At 51.5% G+C, this 16,768-nt stretch carries 16 protein-coding genes and 1 tRNA gene; 6 read left to right on the plus strand and 11 right to left on the minus strand.

The genetic code is table 11. The features are described 5' to 3' along the window. Nucleotides 1–84: 84 nt before the first annotated feature. The 8 genes from EYQ01_11165 to EYQ01_11200 all read right to left on the minus strand — a co-directional run bounded on the left by EYQ01_11165 (nucleotide 85) and on the right by EYQ01_11200 (nucleotide 8,733). A complete protein-coding gene (locus EYQ01_11165) occupies nucleotides 85–1,068 on the minus strand; it encodes a hypothetical protein (GenBank protein HIE66342.1) in 984 nt (327 codons plus the stop codon). Then, nucleotides 1,040–2,194, minus strand: coding sequence for a hypothetical protein (locus EYQ01_11170; GenBank protein ID HIE66343.1), 1,155 nt, complete (start codon nucleotides 2,192–2,194; stop codon nucleotides 1,040–1,042). The genes EYQ01_11165 and EYQ01_11170 overlap by 29 nt, the downstream gene beginning before the upstream one ends. Beyond that, the gene (gene mfd / locus EYQ01_11175) at nucleotides 2,131–5,535 is read right to left on the minus strand and encodes a transcription-repair coupling factor (GenBank protein HIE66344.1); all 3,405 of its coding nucleotides are present in this window, start codon (nucleotides 5,533–5,535) and stop codon (nucleotides 2,131–2,133) included. The genes EYQ01_11170 and mfd overlap by 64 nt, the downstream gene beginning before the upstream one ends. After that, a complete protein-coding gene (gene rfaE2, locus EYQ01_11180) occupies nucleotides 5,532–6,044 on the minus strand; it encodes a D-glycero-beta-D-manno-heptose 1-phosphate adenylyltransferase (GenBank protein ID HIE66345.1) in 513 nt (170 codons plus the stop codon). Before rfaE2 ends, mfd begins: the two co-directional genes overlap by 4 nt. 138 nt (nucleotides 6,045–6,182) lie before the next feature. Next, complete coding sequence (locus EYQ01_11185; GenBank protein HIE66346.1) at nucleotides 6,183–7,151, minus strand: hypothetical protein; 969 nt, start codon at nucleotides 7,149–7,151, stop codon at nucleotides 6,183–6,185. Further along, complete coding sequence (locus EYQ01_11190; protein ID HIE66347.1) at nucleotides 7,148–7,594, minus strand: bifunctional precorrin-2 dehydrogenase/sirohydrochlorin ferrochelatase; 447 nt, start codon at nucleotides 7,592–7,594, stop codon at nucleotides 7,148–7,150. Before EYQ01_11190 ends, EYQ01_11185 begins: the two co-directional genes overlap by 4 nt. A 3-nt stretch (nucleotides 7,595–7,597) precedes the next feature. Further along, the gene (bamD, locus tag EYQ01_11195) at nucleotides 7,598–8,512 is read right to left on the minus strand and encodes an outer membrane protein assembly factor BamD (protein ID HIE66348.1); all 915 of its coding nucleotides are present in this window, start codon (nucleotides 8,510–8,512) and stop codon (nucleotides 7,598–7,600) included. Nucleotides 8,513–8,538: 26 nt separating this feature from the next. After that, entirely contained in the window at nucleotides 8,539–8,733 is a 195-nt protein-coding gene (locus EYQ01_11200) for an NAD(P)-dependent oxidoreductase (GenBank protein HIE66349.1), read from the minus strand. Nucleotides 8,734–8,898: 165 nt separating this feature from the next. On the opposite strand from EYQ01_11200, the gene EYQ01_11205 reads away from it, so the two are divergent. From EYQ01_11205 to EYQ01_11225, 5 genes are all read left to right on the plus strand, one after another. Continuing rightward, nucleotides 8,899–9,774 (plus strand): MBL fold metallo-hydrolase, encoded by an 876-nt coding sequence (locus EYQ01_11205; protein ID HIE66350.1) that lies wholly within the window; start codon nucleotides 8,899–8,901, stop codon nucleotides 9,772–9,774. Between the two features lie 322 nt (nucleotides 9,775–10,096). Beyond that, on the plus strand, nucleotides 10,097–10,594 hold the full coding sequence (locus tag EYQ01_11210; protein ID HIE66351.1) for a cytochrome: 498 nt from the start codon (nucleotides 10,097–10,099) through the stop codon (nucleotides 10,592–10,594). Nucleotides 10,595–10,721: 127 nt separating this feature from the next. Then, the gene (locus EYQ01_11215) at nucleotides 10,722–12,098 is read left to right on the plus strand and encodes an MmgE/PrpD family protein (protein ID HIE66352.1); all 1,377 of its coding nucleotides are present in this window, start codon (nucleotides 10,722–10,724) and stop codon (nucleotides 12,096–12,098) included. Continuing rightward, nucleotides 12,095–12,991: a methylisocitrate lyase gene (prpB, locus tag EYQ01_11220; GenBank protein HIE66353.1), complete on the plus strand. Its 897-nt coding sequence runs from the start codon at nucleotides 12,095–12,097 to the stop codon at nucleotides 12,989–12,991. Before EYQ01_11215 ends, prpB begins: the two co-directional genes overlap by 4 nt. Then, the gene (locus EYQ01_11225) at nucleotides 12,988–14,127 is read left to right on the plus strand and encodes a citrate synthase (protein HIE66354.1); all 1,140 of its coding nucleotides are present in this window, start codon (nucleotides 12,988–12,990) and stop codon (nucleotides 14,125–14,127) included. The genes prpB and EYQ01_11225 overlap by 4 nt, the downstream gene beginning before the upstream one ends. Here EYQ01_11225 and cysQ read toward each other — a convergent pair. Further along, nucleotides 14,122–14,907, minus strand: coding sequence for a 3'(2'),5'-bisphosphate nucleotidase CysQ (cysQ, locus tag EYQ01_11230; protein ID HIE66355.1), 786 nt, complete (start codon nucleotides 14,905–14,907; stop codon nucleotides 14,122–14,124). The genes EYQ01_11225 and cysQ overlap by 6 nt on opposite strands. 191 nt (nucleotides 14,908–15,098) lie before the next feature. Then, nucleotides 15,099–15,707, minus strand: coding sequence for an orotate phosphoribosyltransferase (gene pyrE, locus EYQ01_11235; protein ID HIE66356.1), 609 nt, complete (start codon nucleotides 15,705–15,707; stop codon nucleotides 15,099–15,101). Nucleotides 15,708–15,852: 145 nt separating this feature from the next. Between pyrE and EYQ01_11240 the strand changes: the two genes are divergently transcribed. After that, nucleotides 15,853–15,929 (plus strand) — tRNA-Arg (locus EYQ01_11240). Nucleotides 15,930–15,992: 63 nt separating this feature from the next. Here EYQ01_11240 and EYQ01_11245 read toward each other — a convergent pair. After that, nucleotides 15,993–16,664, minus strand: coding sequence for a site-specific integrase (locus EYQ01_11245; GenBank protein HIE66357.1), 672 nt, complete (start codon nucleotides 16,662–16,664; stop codon nucleotides 15,993–15,995). Nucleotides 16,665–16,768: the final 104 nt, after the last annotated feature.

Here is a 16,768-nt window from a genome sequence, read left to right on the forward strand (position 1 = left end):
AACTAGGCACGAGGAACCCAGCCCACAGGTTAAAGGCTTTCTAAGAGTCTACGGCCTTCAGCCTATTCACCTGAATCTTTACAATTACTTTATTTCAACGAAGGAACGCTCCCACAACTCATCCAGCCATTTTCTCCGAAGGTGTTCTCTCTTTTCCGAGATAACTATCTCTTCAATTTCAGGACGCACCTGCTCGAGAGGACGCAGGCGCCCTTCCTGTCGCTCCTGGACCTTGAATATGTGAAAGCCCATGGGCGTTCGAACCAGGGGACTGATCTCTCCCTCCCCAAGATTGAAAACCACCCGGCCAATCGGAACAGCGAGATCCCCTTTATTGAAGAATCCAAGATCTCCCCCTCTCTGGGCTTCAGGCCCGTCACTATATTTCTGGACAAGCTGAAAGAACGCAGACTCTTTTTTTGCTTCGGAAAGAACCCTCTCCGCTTCCATCCGGACCTCTTCAATCTGCTCTGCGGTCGATGTCTCTGAAACACGAAACAGGATCTGTCGGAGTCGAATCCGGTCTGTCAGTTTAAACCGCTCCGGATGATCCTGGTAGTAGGCCTGAACATCTACATCCATGAGGAGCATCTTTGACTCGACCTCACGATTGATTAATTTTAAGGCAATCAAACGGTTTTCCAGATTACTCACGTACCGATCCCACGTAATGTTTCCTTGAGAGACCGCAGATCTCAGCGCCGACCGGTCGGGGAATTTATTCTGGCGTGCGATATCGTTCAAGGCAAAATCCAATTCAGAATCAGAAACACGGACCCCTCTCCGGCTTGCCTCTTGAAGAATGAGTTTTTCCTCAATCATCAAACTCAACAACCTTTTTTGGTAAAATGGGAGGTCCTCATCCAAGATCACTTGACCTCTTTCCAAAGGTGTCATTCCAGCCGATTGTGCAGCAAGATCAAGATCACTCTGCGTGATAATTTCACGATTGACCACGGCCACGATACGATCAATCAGGACCGCACCCCATACGGGATGGATGGCCCAACTCAGGAGGAGCGTTCCCCAGAGAACGGGCCTAAGAAAATCTGAGAAGAAGTTCTTCATTGATGATCACCTCCGTGCGACGCCTTAATTTTTCTATCCATTCAAGAAAGAGTCGTTCTTTTTCTTCTTCGAGAAGAACCCGCTGAATCTCCTCTTTAACGAGATCAAAATGAAGAATTCGTGGCGGATGACGATCTTCCACCTTCACAAGATGATACCCAAAAGGGGTCTTGATGACCGGACTGACAGCCCCGATTTCAGAATCGAAAAGGACATCGAATTTAATCGGAATTTCAGACCGGCTCAGATAACCGAGATCTCCTCCCGCCCCGAGTTGGGAGACCTTTGAAAATTCTCTGACCGCTAGTGTAAAGTCCTTGCCCGCGAGGATAGAAAGGCGAAGATCTTCCGCCTCACCTTGCGTCTCGACGACGATTTGTCGGAGTCTCACCTCTTCTCCACGATGCCACTTCTCCGGATAACCTTCATAGTATCGGCGTGTTTCCTCCAGGGTGATGTGTGCCTGGTCCCGGATCACCTGCTCAAGCAGCCTCTCTATGAGAAGGTTTTCCCGCGTTGCGCTTTCCCACCCACCCCGGGTAATGCCTTCCTCCGCGAGAGACTGAAGGAAGACCACCTCTTCTTTTCCATTTTTCATTTCACTCAATCTTTTCTGAAGCGCTTCATCGGAGATCCGGAGCTCAAGGCGGCGTGCCTCCTGAAGAAGCATCTTCCTTTCGATCAATTGGGCCAGAAGATTTCTTCTCAATCGTAAATGCTCCCGGGCCGAAGTCCCGGATGAATCGTTCCCGGCCCTCTCTCCCTTCCCATAAATCGTAACGAGAAGGTCCTGAGTCGTAATCTCTTCATGATTGACCCGCGCCAGGGTCGCCAGCCGCACTGTCTCTTTTTCCTGCCAGCATCCTGAGGCCAGGAGAACCAGAGAAAGTGATCCAAGAAGTCCCAAGGTCCGCAATTGGACCTTGGGCAAACCGTCAAGTCGCCTGAAAGACAAGGCAAGAAGGCATAAGGGCGACCGAGGCGTACTCACTCGTACGGTGAGGAGACCTTTGGCCGATAACGCAGTATTTTCAGGCGGATGGGTCTCGCCCCAGACCAACATTATCCCCCTCTCTTCTGTAAGACCTTCAGGCAATGCGCGGTCTCTAAAAAGAGGTCTTCCCATGCCTTGCTCCTCGGTTTCAGTTCAAATGAATAGGGGGAGGTAAAATGAATCTTCCCCTTGAACTGCTTCAAAACCCGTTGAAGATCACCTTCCGTCAAGGGGGTCGATTCATCGAAGACAAAGAGTATCGTTTTATCCTGCTCCTCAATTTGCGTGATGCAAATCGGTAAGGCCAGCTTTTTCAATTGAATGATCTGTAAAAGGTGGTTTAAAGGGTCTGGAATATGACCATAGCGGTCCTCTAACTCTGCCCGAATCGCTTCCACCTCTGAAAGACCCTGGCAACTTGAAAGACGTTTGTAGATCACAAGGCGCTGATAGGAATCAGAGATATAATCATCTGGAATAAAAGCAGAAATACTGAATTGGAGCGAGGGTTCGATCTCTTTTTCGGTCGGCGTGCCTTTCAATTCCTGGACCATCTCATCAATCATTCTCAGGTAGAGTTCAAAACCAATCGCCGCAATCTGTCCCGATTGTTCCTGCCCCAACAGATTTCCTGCCCCCCGGATTTCCAGATCACGCGCCGCAATCCTGAATCCCGAACCCAGTTCGGTAAATTCCTGAATGGCCTGCAGGCGCTGGCGGGATTCCTCCGTCAGGATACGTCCCTCGCGCACCAGAAGATAGGCATAGGCCTGTTCTCCTGAACGTCCAACTCTTCCTCGAAGCTGGTAGAGTTCCGCCAGTCCAAAGCGCTCCGCATCATTGATAATGATGGTATTAGCAGAGGGAACGTCAATCCCGGATTCGATGATCGTGGTCGTCACCAAGAGATTGTATTCCTTCGAAAGAAACTTGATCATGACCTCTTCGAGAGCCTGCACACTCATCTGCCCGTGTGCGATCCCGATTCTGGCCTCCGGGATCAGTTCAGCAAGAAAGGTTCCGATCTGGTCGATGCTATTCACTCGGTTATGGACGAAGAAGACCTGACCGCCACGCACCAATTCCCTGAAAATCGCCTCCCGAATAATCCCTGCATCGAAAGGGGACAATATGGTCCGGACAGCAAGCCGGTCAGCCGGCGCGGTTTCGATCACAGAGAGGTCGCGCACCTTCGCCAGCGCCATCTGCAAGGTCCGGGGGATCGGGGTGGCCGTGAGGGTCAGGACATCGACCTGCTTGCGTATCTGCTTCATCCGCTCTTTATGGCGAACACCAAAGCGGTGTTCTTCATCGATCACCAGCAGGCCCAGATCCCGAAATCTGATATCCCCCTGAAGAAGACGATGTGTCCCGATCAGGATATCAACGCGTCCCTCTCCCAGGGCGGCGATGATCTCTTTCTGCTCTCGGCGCGAGCGAAAACGGCTGATGACCTCCACACGGATCGGAAAAGGGGCGAAGCGTTTCACAAAGGTCTGGAAGTGCTGCTGGGCCAGAAGGGTGGTGGGGACAACGATTGCGGTCTGCTTATTATCCATCACCGCGTGAAAGGCCGCCCGCATCGCCACCTCGGTTTTCCCGTAACCGACATCTCCGCAGACAAGACGGTCCATCGGTTTCGGTTTTTCCATGTCGCGAATAACCTCCTGGATCGATCGGAGTTGATCCGGAGTCTCCTCATATTCAAACGAAGCGGCAAATTCCTCGGCCATGGACTCCGGGGTTGAAAAGGCATGGCCCTCGACCACTTCCCGCTGGGCATAAAGATTAAGAAGTTCCTGCGTCATCTCCCTGATCTCGCTGCGGACCCGCGCCTTCGTCTTGCTCCATGAGCCGCCCCCCAGTCGATCCAGGCGGGGAGGTTTTCCTTCCAAACCGACATACCGCTGGACCAGCTCAAAAGAATCAAGCGGGACATAGACCTTGTCTCCCTTGGCATATTCAAGTACCAGAAAATCGGACTCCTGTTGAGGACCTCTTTCCTCCTGGCGGATTGCAAGGCGTTTCAAGCCGACAAAACGGCCAATCCCATGATGGACATGGACCACATAGTCAGAGGGTTTTAAATCCTTAAACGATGAGAGAAAGCTTTCCCGGTTGTCCTTCTCGCCCGCTGCCCGGGCATGGGACTTCTGTGGACGGGGACGGGAGACACGGCCGCTTCCGAACAATGATTTTTCAATCAGAAAAATGGCTTTCACCTGAGGGAGAGAAAATCCTTCTGAAATCGGCCCGACCGCTAAGAAGATCGGCGCAGGGAATGAGATTGCAATCCCCTTTTCGCCCTTCCATAGGGCCCAGGGGATCTCATGATCAGAAAAAAGGTGTTGGAATCGGGTGAGCTGACCTTCATTCCTGACCGAAACCATGACCATGTGGTCGCGCCGAAGTGCGTCCAATATCTTGATCATCTCGGAAAAGGGTTGGCCGGGTCGGTCCAGCCCAAGGGAGGAGACAGAATGCGTATCGAATGTGAATCGTTCAACACCCCGTTCCTGTCTTAAGGAAAGCGATTCAAGATCGATGGTCATGCCGCCAGATCCCGCATCCGCAAGATGCGTCAAGGGAAGATAGAGGTCCTCCACCTTCGGATGCTTCGCGTTTCGTTTTCTCGCAAAAAGAGCGCCGTCTTCTGCCTCCTCAAGGAAGCGTTTTCCCTTTTGAACGACCTCATCAGGCTCATCAAAGACAAGAATGGCCTCTGAGGAGAGATAGGCTGAAAAGGGGGTCTGGTAATAACGGGGGTCCAGAATATCTTCCCGTCCCGGAATGACCTCAACCATATCGATCGGTTTGATTGACTTCTGTGATTCCGGGTCAAAGGCCCGGATCGATTCAATCTGGTCTCCAAAAAATTCAATCCGAATCGGGTGCGTCGCGGTCGGCGGAAATAGATCTATGATTCCTCCCCGAACAGCAAGCTCTCCATATTGCGTCACCCCGCCGGAAACCTCGTAACCGACTTTACCCAGACCTTCGATCAATGATTCCATGGAAAGGGAATCACCGACCCGGATGACTTCGTGATGTTCACTCAGGAAGGCCCTGGAAACCACTTTTTGGAGAAAGGCCTCAATCGAGGTGACGACGCAGGCCGCGGGACCCGACGCCAGGCAATGAAGTGTTGCCAATCGTTGGGCAATCCAGTCCGGCCGCGGCGCGGCAGGTTCATAGGGAAGGATATCCCAAGGAGGAAAGAAAAGAAGTTCAAAAGATAGAGGTGGAGGAAGCGGATCAATCTCAACAAAGAACCGGATCTCCTGGAAGATTTGCTCCGCCTGGGCATAAGACGGTGCTACGAGGCAAAAAGATTTTCCCTCTCGAATAAGGGAGGCCAGGAAAAAGGCTTCAGATGACCCCCAGAGGCCGTTCACCTTGATCTTTGAGGCCCCTCCCTCAATCGCTTCCATCACTGGGGAAAAATAGGATGCCTTAAGCTGATGGATCGTCATACCGTCCCGGTCCTGGAAGTGGCAGGATCGAGTGAACCTTCTAAGATCCGTTCGATCAGACCCGTTGTCGAGGCCCCCCGGACAAGCTTGATCCGAACAACTTTCCCGCCGCGTGCCTCTACCTCTTTTCTCCCGACGATATCTTCCAAAGACCAATCGCCCCCTTTGACCAGTATATCCGGCCCCAGTGTATTGATCAATCTTAGAGGCGTCTTTCCTGAGAAAAGAAGTAAATAATCGACACAGGATAAAGCCGCAAGGACCTCAAGCCGCTCTCTTTGCGGGACAATGGGCCGCTGTTTGCCTTTCAGAGCGCGAACCGATTGATCGGAATTGACAGCAATAATTAAGGCATCTCCCAGGGCCCGTGCTGCTGAGAGATATCGGACATGACCGACATGCAGGATGTCAAAACAGCCGTTGGTAAAGACCACCTTCTTGCCTTTTTTTTGGAGGACGCGAACCCGCTTCTGGAGTTCGGCCAAAGTCATGACCTTAGCATTTTTCATTTGTAACGTTTCATCTCACCCATCTTTTTCTCAATGACTGCGTTGCTGGGGTGCTCAAAGCCTCGCATATAACCTATACGCTCCATTTTTCCGCTCCTCGTGCCTTGCCCTTGAGAAAAATCTAGGCAAGCTGAATCGTTACATTTCATTTTTCTTCTCTTCGGAGTCCAGCTCGGCAAGAAGCCCGGCGATCAGGAGCGGCACCATGATCTCATGATGGCCGGTCAGTGAATATCCTTTCCCGTGGCGTTGCGTCGGTCGTTTTACAACATTGATGAGAGGTCGATAATGCTGAATAAAATCCATGTTGACCACGGTGAAATCCTGGACCGTCCGGCCAAGGTTTCTCGAAAGGGAAAGGGCCTTTAGAAAGATTTCCGGGAGCAGAACGGCCGAACCAATGTTCAGATAAACGCCCCCCTCCAATTTTGCCACACACTCGGTATAGCGGCGAAAATCGAGGAACGATCCCTTCCCGATCGCGGCCCCATCTGCAGTGGGATGCATGTGGATGATATCCATCCCGATCGCCACATGAACCGTCACCGGGACACCCAGACGCGCCCCGGCCGCCAGAAGACTGTATTTTGTATGGGGAAACTTCCCTTCAAGGATCATCGCGCCGACAGCTTCACCGATTCCAACTCCTTCAGCAGCCCCTTTTGCGATCGCGCGATTTAAATAGGTCGCCGTCTCTTCTGCCATGCCAAAGCGTCCATCTTCCAGTTCAGCAGCCACATCTTCAGAGGTGGAACCAATATAGGCCAATTCAAAATCATGAATAATCCCTGCACCATTCAAGGCGATAGACGAGACAATTCCGCGCTCCATGAGATCAATAATCAGCGGGTTTAATCCCACCTTGATCACATGGGCCCCGAGCGCCAGAGAAATCATCTTGTCCTGACGATGGGCCCTGGCCATCGCAGCAATGATCTCGCGCAAATCCTTTGCCGCCAGAATATGCGGTAAGGCGTCCAGAAAAGAGGTGATCCCCTTGCCGGAAGAGAGCGGGGTGGCCAGATCTTCTTTGCGGACCTTGCTGACGCGATCTTTTATGGAATAGGTCTTCAGCGCCTCCCAGGGGAGCGGCTCTATTTTTTTCAAATGATAACTCCTTTTAGGGAATCTCTTATCTTGACGGAGCGGCGGGGATCTTTCCCCCCGGTAGAGACCGCGACCGTGACATCACGCTTGGTATAAAGGGCCGGGAGAATAAAATTACCCGGCACAGATTGATCAGCAACGTTGATCCACACCTTTTTTTGCTCGGCTTCGTCCTCGACGGCTTGATTCACTCGATCTCTGTCGGTCGCCGTAAAAGCGATGGCGGCCTGATCTAGATCCCCTTTTCGGTAAGCCCGCTGAATGTGCCTGATTTTTTTCCGGGAGACCCAGGCGGCCAGGCGACGTGTAACCTCCGGACTGACAACCGTCACATCGGCACCGGCCTTCAGTAGGGTGGCCACCTTCCGTTCGGCCACAGGCCCGCCTCCAACGACAACCGCGCGCCGTGCTTTCAAATCAAGGAAAATAGGGTAATAACGCATTTTCTAGGAGTCTAAAGGAAGGGGTGCCGCGAGCGAGATTCGCACCTTTTCGCTCTTCCGGATGTAAGGAGACTCAGGGTATTCGCTGAGGAGACGTTGAAAAGCCTCAGCAGAGGCCTGCCGGTTTCCGGCATCGTAGTGGGAAAGACCAAGATAATAGAGGGTTTTTTCAATAAGGGGCCCGGCCCCTCCCCCTCCAAAGACCTTTTGAAAACGTGCAACTGCCGCCGGGTAAACCTCCGTCCTATAATAAAAAAAACCAACATTGAAATGATGTTCGGCCCGGCGGAGTCTGAGTAGGACGATCTTTTTCCCTGCATCATCGACATAAAGACTTCTGGGATAATTGGCCACCACCTTTTGCAATGCAGCCATGGCTTTTTCCATCGGCTCCGGGTCGCGGTCGATGGCGTGCATTTGCTTATAATAGCTCAGTCCAAGACGATATTGAGCAAAGGAGGCCATCCGGTTGAAAGGATGGAGTGTCAGAAAACGCTGGAACTCTGCCACGGCTTCATCGTATTCTTTTTTTACAAAATGTGCCTCTCCGCGTTTCAGAAGGGTCAAGGCATCAAAAATGTTATCAACATCTTCCGATGAGACATCGACAATATCCTCATCAATCCCCAACAAGGAGAGAAGCTCTGACTTTTCCTCTGTACCGGCACACCCGGCCATGAGAAAAAATACAAGGAGGACGGATGCCCAGGACCCGATCTTTTTTCGAAGGGAAGACTTTTCCATAGGATTTATGACCAATAGATAAACACTCCCCGAAGCGCCCATCGGAGAACTACGCCTTGATAATGCTGACCAAAAAGTAGCAGATATCAGAACAAAGCGCAAGAATCTATTTTTAACCTGAGATCGGAGATTGGATCTTGGGTTAAACTTGTCCATTGGAGTTTTTTCAGTCATTTCAAATCACTTCCGTCCCGGAAAGGTCAGTTCTGAAACGGCCGATTTATCCAGGGCACCTTTCCGATCTCCACCAGGCGGCGATATTGTGCATGGGTGGTCCTGGCCAGGGGGAGATCCAAGCCTTGTTGCTCCGCAGGTTGCAATGCGATGCCGTAATCTTTGGCCGCATGCTCTACAGAGAAAGATAATATCAAAGTATCAAGGAAAATATATTTCATTGAATCTCCCGGCCTGTACATATCGGTGTATTTCTACAAGTTAAATTTTGTAAGTTGCCCTTTGTGCTGGTAAACTGCATGAGGTTTACCTTGGAGAACTTCAAGAAACCCTAATGATATATTTATATTGTATTCTGAACGATTATCGTCTTTTTGATAGAGAGGATGCCTCCAATGCTTGAAGATGCCTTCGCGGACATCATTGGAAAAGCTCGATTTGGAAAAGACTGGTCTCTTTTGGAACTGGAACGCCGGTCCAAGGTTTCGGAAGAAAGAATTGCTGCGCTGGAAGCAGAAGCAGCGCCAGAGCAAAACGAAATCACATCGCTGGGAGCATCGCTAGACCTTGACGGCAAAAAGCTCCGGGAGAGTGCCGAAACCTCCTGGGAGCCAAGCCTCAATTCACCCTACCTTCCCGACCCGGACCTGACCACTTCTCACGATATGATCCATGTCATTGATGGAAAAATTGGAGGCTATGGGGTGAACGGATACTTTTTTATCGATTGGAAGAGGAAGGAATGTGTCCTCTTTGATACAGGATATAGTCCAAGCAAGGTGATTACCTTCTTAAAAGAAAACGGAGTTCGACTTGTGGCCGTCTGTCTGACCCATTCACATCCAGACCACATTGGCGGGATAGAAAAAATACAATCCCACCTAGATATGCCCGTCTATCTTCACCGAAATGAAGCCCTCAACAACATAAGATTGAAGCGGCAGGTTGAGGTCAAAGAAGAAATGACGATTGAGGTCGGTCGCTTTAAAATAACGGCAAAACTGACACCCGGACACACCGATGGCGGGACGACCTATTTTATCGATGCATCACCCCTGATGTCCACGACGCTTGCCTTTGTCGGCGATGCTCTTTTTGCCGGCTCCATTGGCCGCGCAAAGTCATCGCAAACCTATCCGACCTTGTTGAAATCCGTAAAAAATGTCATCTTATCTTTTCCGCCCGCAACATTGCTCTTCCCGGGTCACGGTCCGGTCACGACCGTCGCGGAAGAAAATGCGCACAATCCCTTTTTTAAATAAAGATCTTTTCCTGTTTGGCTGAAGTGAGCTCCCATGCATTTCCTTCTACGACTCAAGATCCTGATTCAGGTAAAGGAACCTCTGAATAAGCCATGGATTGTTTTTTCAGGGCAAAAATGTGGTTCTGTCGAAAATTTCGATTTACGGCCTAATACTGATAAAGCATACGTAGTTATATCAATGGCTTAGGATGCATCTTCACGAAATAAAATACTGGTTATTTGTTTTTTGCGACAGAACCGGGATTTGTCAATCACCCTTGACATCGCCTTGCCTTGGATGGATGATAAAGAAGAACTGTTTTTTTATCAAAATAAATTAAATGAGCAGAATTATTGTAGGTGTCATGGGGCCGGGAGAAGGAGTCACGGTGAAAGAGATCGAAGCGGCCGCGGAACTTGGACGCCTGATCGCCCTTCAGGGGTGGGTCCTTCTGAGCGGCGGCTGCAACCGCGGCGTCATGGACGCCGCAAGCAAGGGAGCAAAAAATGCCGGAGGACTAGTCGTCGGCGTCCTTCCTACAGGTGACCGGGACATTATGTCCTCCGCAGTCGATATCCCCATCCTGACCGACATGGGCTCCGGGCGAAATAATATTAATGTCCTTTCAAGTGATCTGGTCATCGCCTGTGGGATGGGTGCTGGAACCGCCTCTGAAATCGCGCTTGCATTGAAGGCTAAAAAAGAGGTCATCTTGTTGACAGACCATGAAAAGGGGAAAGACTTCTTCAAAAGCCTCGCCCCGGAGAAGGTCCATCTTGCCGGAGACCCGTCCGAAGCGATTGGGCTGGCGAAGATGATCCTTGAGACCTCTGCCTGAGAAGTCTCTATCCGAACTTTCCACATTTGACACACCCTCCAAAGCTTTGTAGAGTGATGGGTGAGTATCCGGCGTAGCATGAACTATTTCTATAAACGCGACGGAGGGAGAAGTGTCGAAGATCGGTCTGAGGCAAACCCTTGCCGGGCGTTTGGCCCGTTACTCCCGTGAACTCACCTACCGCAGACTTTCATCCGAAACCGTCCATGAGGTCAAACGGCGCCTGATTGATACCTTCGCCTGTGCGCTCGGTGGATGGACCGCGACGCCGACACAAATCGCCCGCGACGCCGCAAAAGTGGTTCGGCTCCGCTCCGGAGCAACCCTCCTCGGAACTGCTTGGAAGACGACTCCCGATCTCGCGACCTTTGCCAATGGGACCGCCGTCCGCTTCCTCGATTACAACGACACCTATCTCTCAAAAGAACCGGCGCATCCCAGTGACAACATCTCCACAGCGCTTGCCGTTGCTGAAGTTGCGGGAGCGGGGGGAAAGAAACTGATTGAGGCAATCCTCCTCGGGTATGAAGTCCAGTGCCGCCTCTGCGATGCCGCTGCCCTTCGCCCCAGGGGCTGGGACCATGTAGTCTATGGCGCCTTTTCGACGGCCCTGGTCGCTGCAAAACTCTGGGGTCTTTCGGAAACCGAGACAGGCCATGCCCTCGGCCTTGCCGGGACTGCAAACTATGCCCTCCGCCAGACACGTGTTGGCGAGCTTTCAATGTGGAAGGCGGCCGCTTTTGCCAATACGGCCAGAAACGGCCTCTTTGCCGTCTCCCTGGCGCGACTCGGGATGACAGGACCCGCTCCCATTTTTGAGGGAGAGAAAGGAATGATGCAGATTGTCTCCGGATCATTTGATCTCCCGCCTCTGCCTTTGGACGGTCCCTTCAAAATCTTAGAAACCTACATCAAATATTATCCGGTCGAGTATCACGCGCAGAGTGCTGTTGAAGCAAGCTTACGACTGCGCGAACGAATCAAGAGAGTAAAACCAGGGCGTATTGACAAAATCATGGTCCGGACATCAGGGGTCTCTCATGAAATCATCGGACGCGATCCGGAGAAGTGGCATCCCAAGACGCGGGAAACGGCTGATCATTCCCTTCCCTATTGCGTGGCAGCGGCCCTGCTGGATGGAGAGGTCGGTCTTCAGCAGTTTGACCCTGAGCACGTCTCCGACCCAAAACTTCATTCCTTCATGCAACGGATTCAGGTGGTCACCGACCCTGAACTCTCCGCCGCCTACCCGGAGGCCATCGCGAATACGGTAGAGGTCACAATAGGAGGAAAGGTCTATTCAAAACGGGTAGACCATCCCAGGGGACACCCGAAAAATAGGATGAGCGACACAGAGATCGAAGCAAAGTTCCGTCTTCTGGCTGAATCCTTGTTATCGAAGAAACAAATTCAGACCACGCTTGATCGGCTTTGGAACCTGGAAAAGGAGAAATCAATCGGGGCTTTGCTTGCCCTCTTTAAGATAAAGAGAAGGACATCATGAAAAATTCCTCTCCCGGAAAGCGGTTGCGCAGACTGATCAAAAAAAAGACCCTTCTTATACCGGGGGCCCATAATGCCCTTTCGGCCTTACAGATTGAGCAGGCCGGATTTGACGCGGTTTACATCTCCGGGGCCGGCATGGCCAATGGTGTCGCTGGTCTCCCCGACGTTGGCCTCTTGACCTTGACGGAAGTGATCACACAGGTTCGGTACATCACGAAGGCGGTCAACGTCCCCGCAATTGCAGATGCCGATACGGGATTCGGTGACGGGATTCACCTGCGTCGGGCAATAGAGGCCTTTGAATCCGCCGGCGTCGCGGCGATTCAAATTGAGGATCAGGTCTTTCCAAAGCGCTGCGGCCACCTTTCAGGAAAAGAGGTCATCCCCGCCTTAGAGATGGCCCAGAAGATCAAGACCGCGGTAGCGGCTCGGAAAGACCCTGACTTATTGATTATCGCCCGAACAGATGCCAGGGGAGTGACGAATTTTCAGGACGCGGTGGATCGTGCGAAACGCTACCTCGATGCAGGTGCCGATATCATTTTTCCGGAGGCACTCAAGTCGGCCGATGAATTTTTCAGGTTTGCCGATGCACTACCGGCCCTACTGATGGCCAACATGACGGAGTTCGGAAAGAGCCCACCCTTGGGTCTTGAGGCCCTCGCAGAGATGGGATACCGCCTTGTCCTCTTCCCGATGACCCTTCTCAGGATCGCCTCGAAAGAAATCGAAGAAGCACTAGAACAATTGAAAAAGGCGGGGACCTCATCCGGGATGCTCGGAAAGATGCAACCCCGGCAGGACCTCTATCAACTGATCGGGTATGACGAAATAAATCAGCTTGATCTTGGAAAGGCTTCTCCACCCAAAGAAAAAAAGAGAGAACAATGAGCAGCGAAGAGATCCATGATGGTCTGGAGGGGATAAGGGCGGGCAATTCAGCCATCTGCCATGTCGATCACGAATCCGGAGGGCTTTCTTATCGGGGCTATCGCATTGAAGCGCTGGCCGGACAGTCCACGTTTGAAGAAGTCGCCTATCTCTTGCTCTTGGGGCAGTTGCCGGCCCGGGAGAGGCTTGAGGAATTCAAAAAGGATCTGCGCCGCGCCCGAAACCTTTCTGAGCAGGTCCGGCTATTTTTGAAATCAACCGCCCCTTCGGCCCATCCCATGGATGTCTTAAGGACTGCGGTTTCCATCTCCGGCATGGAAGACCCGGATCGAGACTTAAACGACAACCAAGCCAACCACCGAAAAGCGATTCGCCTGATCTCTCAGATCCCGATTTTCCTCGGCGCGTTTAGACAACACGCAAAGGGGCAGAAGGTCATAAGCTCTGATCCCGCCCTCAGCCATCCCGAGTTCATCCTCCATCAGTTGACCGGCCTTCTGCCGGAGCCCGCCGATGTTCGAGCCTTAGAGGTCTCGCTCATCCTTTATGCCGAACACGAGTTCAACGCCTCGACCTTTACCGCCCGTGTGACCGCCTCATCTCTGTCTGATCTGCATTCCGCCGTGATATCCGCCATCGGCTCCTTAAAGGGGCCGCTCCATGGCGGGGCAAACGAAGCGGTGATGACCTTGCTCACGGAGGTCGATCAGGCGGGAGGTCCCGAAAAGGATATCCTGGAGCGTCTTCACCGGAAAGAGCGGATCATGGGATTCGGACATCGTGTCTTAAAGAAGGAAGACCCGCGCTCCAGGATCATGAAAAAAGTTTCTGAATCCCTGGGAGAACGGAAAGGGAATCGAAAGTGGTATACGCTTTCGAAAAAGATCGAAGAGATCATGCTGAGGGAGAAAGGTCTCTATCCAAACCTCGACTTTTATTCCGCGTCAGCTTACACTCTCCTCGGGATTCCCGTGACATTCGACACCCCCCTCTTTGTCTGCAGCCGGATCACCGGCTGGGCGGCCCACATCATCGAACAGCACGATCATAACCGGCTTATCCGCCCCCGTTGCCGGTATATCGGAGAAGAAGAAAGAGAGTACATTCCCCTTAATAAACGAGAACCGATCTCATAAGGGGAAGGGCGGATTTCCTCTGACGAGGAATTCGGGGTTTGCGAGATCAGGCTTGTTATACCGTAAGCGGTTTCCCTCCATGTCGGTCACCGACCCACCGGCCTCAGTCACGACACAATCGGCCGCGGCGGTATCCCATTCCATCGTCCTCCCGTACCGGGGATATAAATGAGCGGCCCCCTCAGCGACAAGGCACAACTTCAAGGAGCTTCCCCTCCGCAGACATTCATAATCTATCTTTTTCTCGAGGAGGCGGGCGGTGATGTCGACCCCGTGTGATCGGCTGATGACGACTCTCAATTTTTGTTTCCTATAGTCGTCTACTTGAATTTGGATAGGGGTTTCTTCCCGGACCTGTTTAAATGCACCGTCTTCATGGGATGCATAGTAGGTGAGGCCCAGTGCAGGCGCGTGGACGACACCGAGGGTCGAAATCCCCTTTTGAATGAGGGCGATATTCACCGTAAAATCGTCGTTTCGTTTGATGAACTCCCGCGTGCCGTCCAAGGGATCAACCAGCCAGCAGGTCTCCCACTTCTGGCGAACCTTAAAAGAAAGCGCTTCCGATTCTTCCGAAATGACGGGGAAGGCGGGCCGATGCGCTTCCAGTCCGGCCTGAATCAGATGATGGGCAGCCATATCCGCGCTTGTGAGGGGGGAGGTATCTTCCTTGTAAGTAATCCCGAAATCGGCCTTAACATAGACCGCCAGGATGGCCTGGCCCGCCCGCTTTGCGATCGCAACCAGTTCGGGTAAAAATGACGACACACTGTGGTCAATATCTGGTTGATGCTTCAAGTTGCTTATCTCCTTAGACTCTGGGACAGTGAGACCTTATGATCGCTGCGAGGAACCTGTCGGTGAAATAAGGAATCTACTGCGATGATGCCAAATAGGCCCATTTCCCAGATAATTCTCGTTAAATAGCCGGGCTCTCCTCCTCAAATTATCCAGAAACTTGCCTCTATTTTTCATGCATCTCGTGACGATCCTATTTCGGCAACAGACTCCTTGCGAACAAGCCGCATAAAATCATCGATCGTATAGAGGCTCTCAAATTCAACCTTTTCCTGTAAAATCCGTTCAGCTCCACCTTCCTTGCGGTCTATCAAGGAGATCACCTTTGCGACCGTGAATCCGGACTCTCTTAAGGCCTTCAGTGCCCTGATCGTTGATCCACCCGTGGTGACCACGTCCTCCACAACGACCAGTTTGGCCCCTTCCTTTAATGCCCCCTCAACCTGTTGCCCGCTCCCATGTTCCTTCGGTTCTTTGCGGACAATAAACGCGGGAATCGGTTTTTTTCTAATGAAACTGACCACGGATACCGCCGTTGCAATTGGATCGGCACCCAGTGTCATACCTCCAATCCCTTCTATCGCTTCCATGGCCCTGACCCTCTCAAAAATTTCCTCTCCGATGAGATAGGCCCCTTCTGCATCAAGTGAGACTTTCTTACAGTCAATATAAAATGAGCTCATTTTTCTGGAAGTCAGTTGAAAGGACGGCTCTTCAGAATAACGAAAGGCCCGTTGAAAGAGGAGATCAAGCAGCTTTTGCCGGGAGGAGTGAAAGGACATGCCTATGCCTATCGAATTGGGCTGATTTTGTCAAGTCGATAAGGCCCAAAAGAGGATATTCACAGAGGGCACTGCATTTCTTGGCAGACCAAGGCTGATATGCTAACATGCAAACTTCAACCTGATTAAAAAGAAAATCACAAAAGCCCCCGTAGCTCAGGTGGATAGAGCAACGGTTTCCTAAATCGTGTGTCGGGTGTTCGAATCACCCCGGGGGCACCATAAAATCAATAACTTAGAGGGTTCCTGGAGAGACAAAATCCGCGATTGTGATCAGGATTGTGCTCACTCGGGCAAACTGATGTGGATCTCTTCTGGATTTCTCGCTGAATTTGCTAATCCCTCCTGGAGTAAAATCGCCGCATTGGAAAGATCTGTTTCATCCACAATGTCATAGCGGTCAAAAACCGACCGGGTCTTATGCCCGGTGATTTCCATTGCCACTCTCTCTGAGATTCCAGCCCTCACCATATTCCGAACCGCCGTTCTTCGAAGGTCATGAAAGAGTTTCCCCTTTAGGCCAACCCGTTCACAGATTTTATCCCATGTCCGATGGGGGATTCTTCTTAATCGTTCCCCTTTGTAATGACAAACCCAAGGACTCTGTGGGTAAAGGAGTAGGGTGTTGTCTTTCCACTTCCGGAGAACTTCTCTGACCTCTTGAACCAAGGGAATCGATCTCCCTCTTCCGTTCTTTGTTGTTCCAGGCTCTAGTCGAAGCCATCCTTCATCAGGATTTATCTGTTCCCATTTAAGATTAACGATTTCTCCTGCCCTCATTCCCGTCCAGAATCCGATAATAAATGGAATCTTGATGTGGTCCGGAAGGGCGGCTCTAAGGAGTTTGTATTCTTCCAGGGTGAAGAAGCCCTTTCTGACGTTATCTTCCTTGAGAAGGTCGATGTGAGGGCGAGAAGTAACTAAGGGAGGTGTTTGTCGTGAGGCGAGATGAAACATTCTCTTTAGGGCGGACAGTTCTAGGTTGAGAGTTATTGTCAAATCTGGTGTATGAGATCTTCATTAAGCGGCGACCTGATCTGATTTATTGATCTCAATCCCAT

Source organism: Candidatus Manganitrophaceae bacterium, from assembly GCA_012960925.1.
Taxonomy (GTDB): domain Bacteria; phylum Nitrospirota; class Nitrospiria; order SBBL01; family JAADHI01; genus DUAG01.

Excerpts from the sequence above, each read along its gene's own strand:
- EYQ01_11165 (HIE66342.1), bottom strand. The coding sequence starts at position 1,068 with ATGAAGAACTTCTTCTCAGATTTTCTTAGGCCCGTTCTCTGGGGAACG.
- EYQ01_11170 (HIE66343.1), bottom strand. The coding sequence starts at position 2,194 with ATGGGAAGACCTCTTTTTAGAGACCGCGCATTGCCTGAAGGTCTTACA.
- mfd (HIE66344.1), bottom strand. The coding sequence starts at position 5,535 with ATGACGATCCATCAGCTTAAGGCATCCTATTTTTCCCCAGTGATGGAA.
- rfaE2 (HIE66345.1), bottom strand. The coding sequence starts at position 6,044 with ATGAAAAATGCTAAGGTCATGACTTTGGCCGAACTCCAGAAGCGGGTT.
- EYQ01_11190 (HIE66347.1), bottom strand. The coding sequence starts at position 7,594 with ATGCGTTATTACCCTATTTTCCTTGATTTGAAAGCACGGCGCGCGGTT.
- bamD (HIE66348.1), bottom strand. The coding sequence starts at position 8,512 with ATGACTGAAAAAACTCCAATGGACAAGTTTAACCCAAGATCCAATCTC.
- EYQ01_11200 (HIE66349.1), bottom strand. The coding sequence starts at position 8,733 with ATGAAATATATTTTCCTTGATACTTTGATATTATCTTTCTCTGTAGAG.
- EYQ01_11205 (HIE66350.1), top strand. The coding sequence starts at position 8,899 with ATGCCTCCAATGCTTGAAGATGCCTTCGCGGACATCATTGGAAAAGCT.
- EYQ01_11210 (HIE66351.1), top strand. The coding sequence starts at position 10,097 with ATGAGCAGAATTATTGTAGGTGTCATGGGGCCGGGAGAAGGAGTCACG.
- prpB (HIE66353.1), top strand. The coding sequence starts at position 12,095 with ATGAAAAATTCCTCTCCCGGAAAGCGGTTGCGCAGACTGATCAAAAAA.
- EYQ01_11225 (HIE66354.1), top strand. The coding sequence starts at position 12,988 with ATGAGCAGCGAAGAGATCCATGATGGTCTGGAGGGGATAAGGGCGGGC.
- pyrE (HIE66356.1), bottom strand. The coding sequence starts at position 15,707 with ATGTCCTTTCACTCCTCCCGGCAAAAGCTGCTTGATCTCCTCTTTCAA.
- EYQ01_11245 (HIE66357.1), bottom strand. The coding sequence starts at position 16,664 with ATGTTTCATCTCGCCTCACGACAAACACCTCCCTTAGTTACTTCTCGC.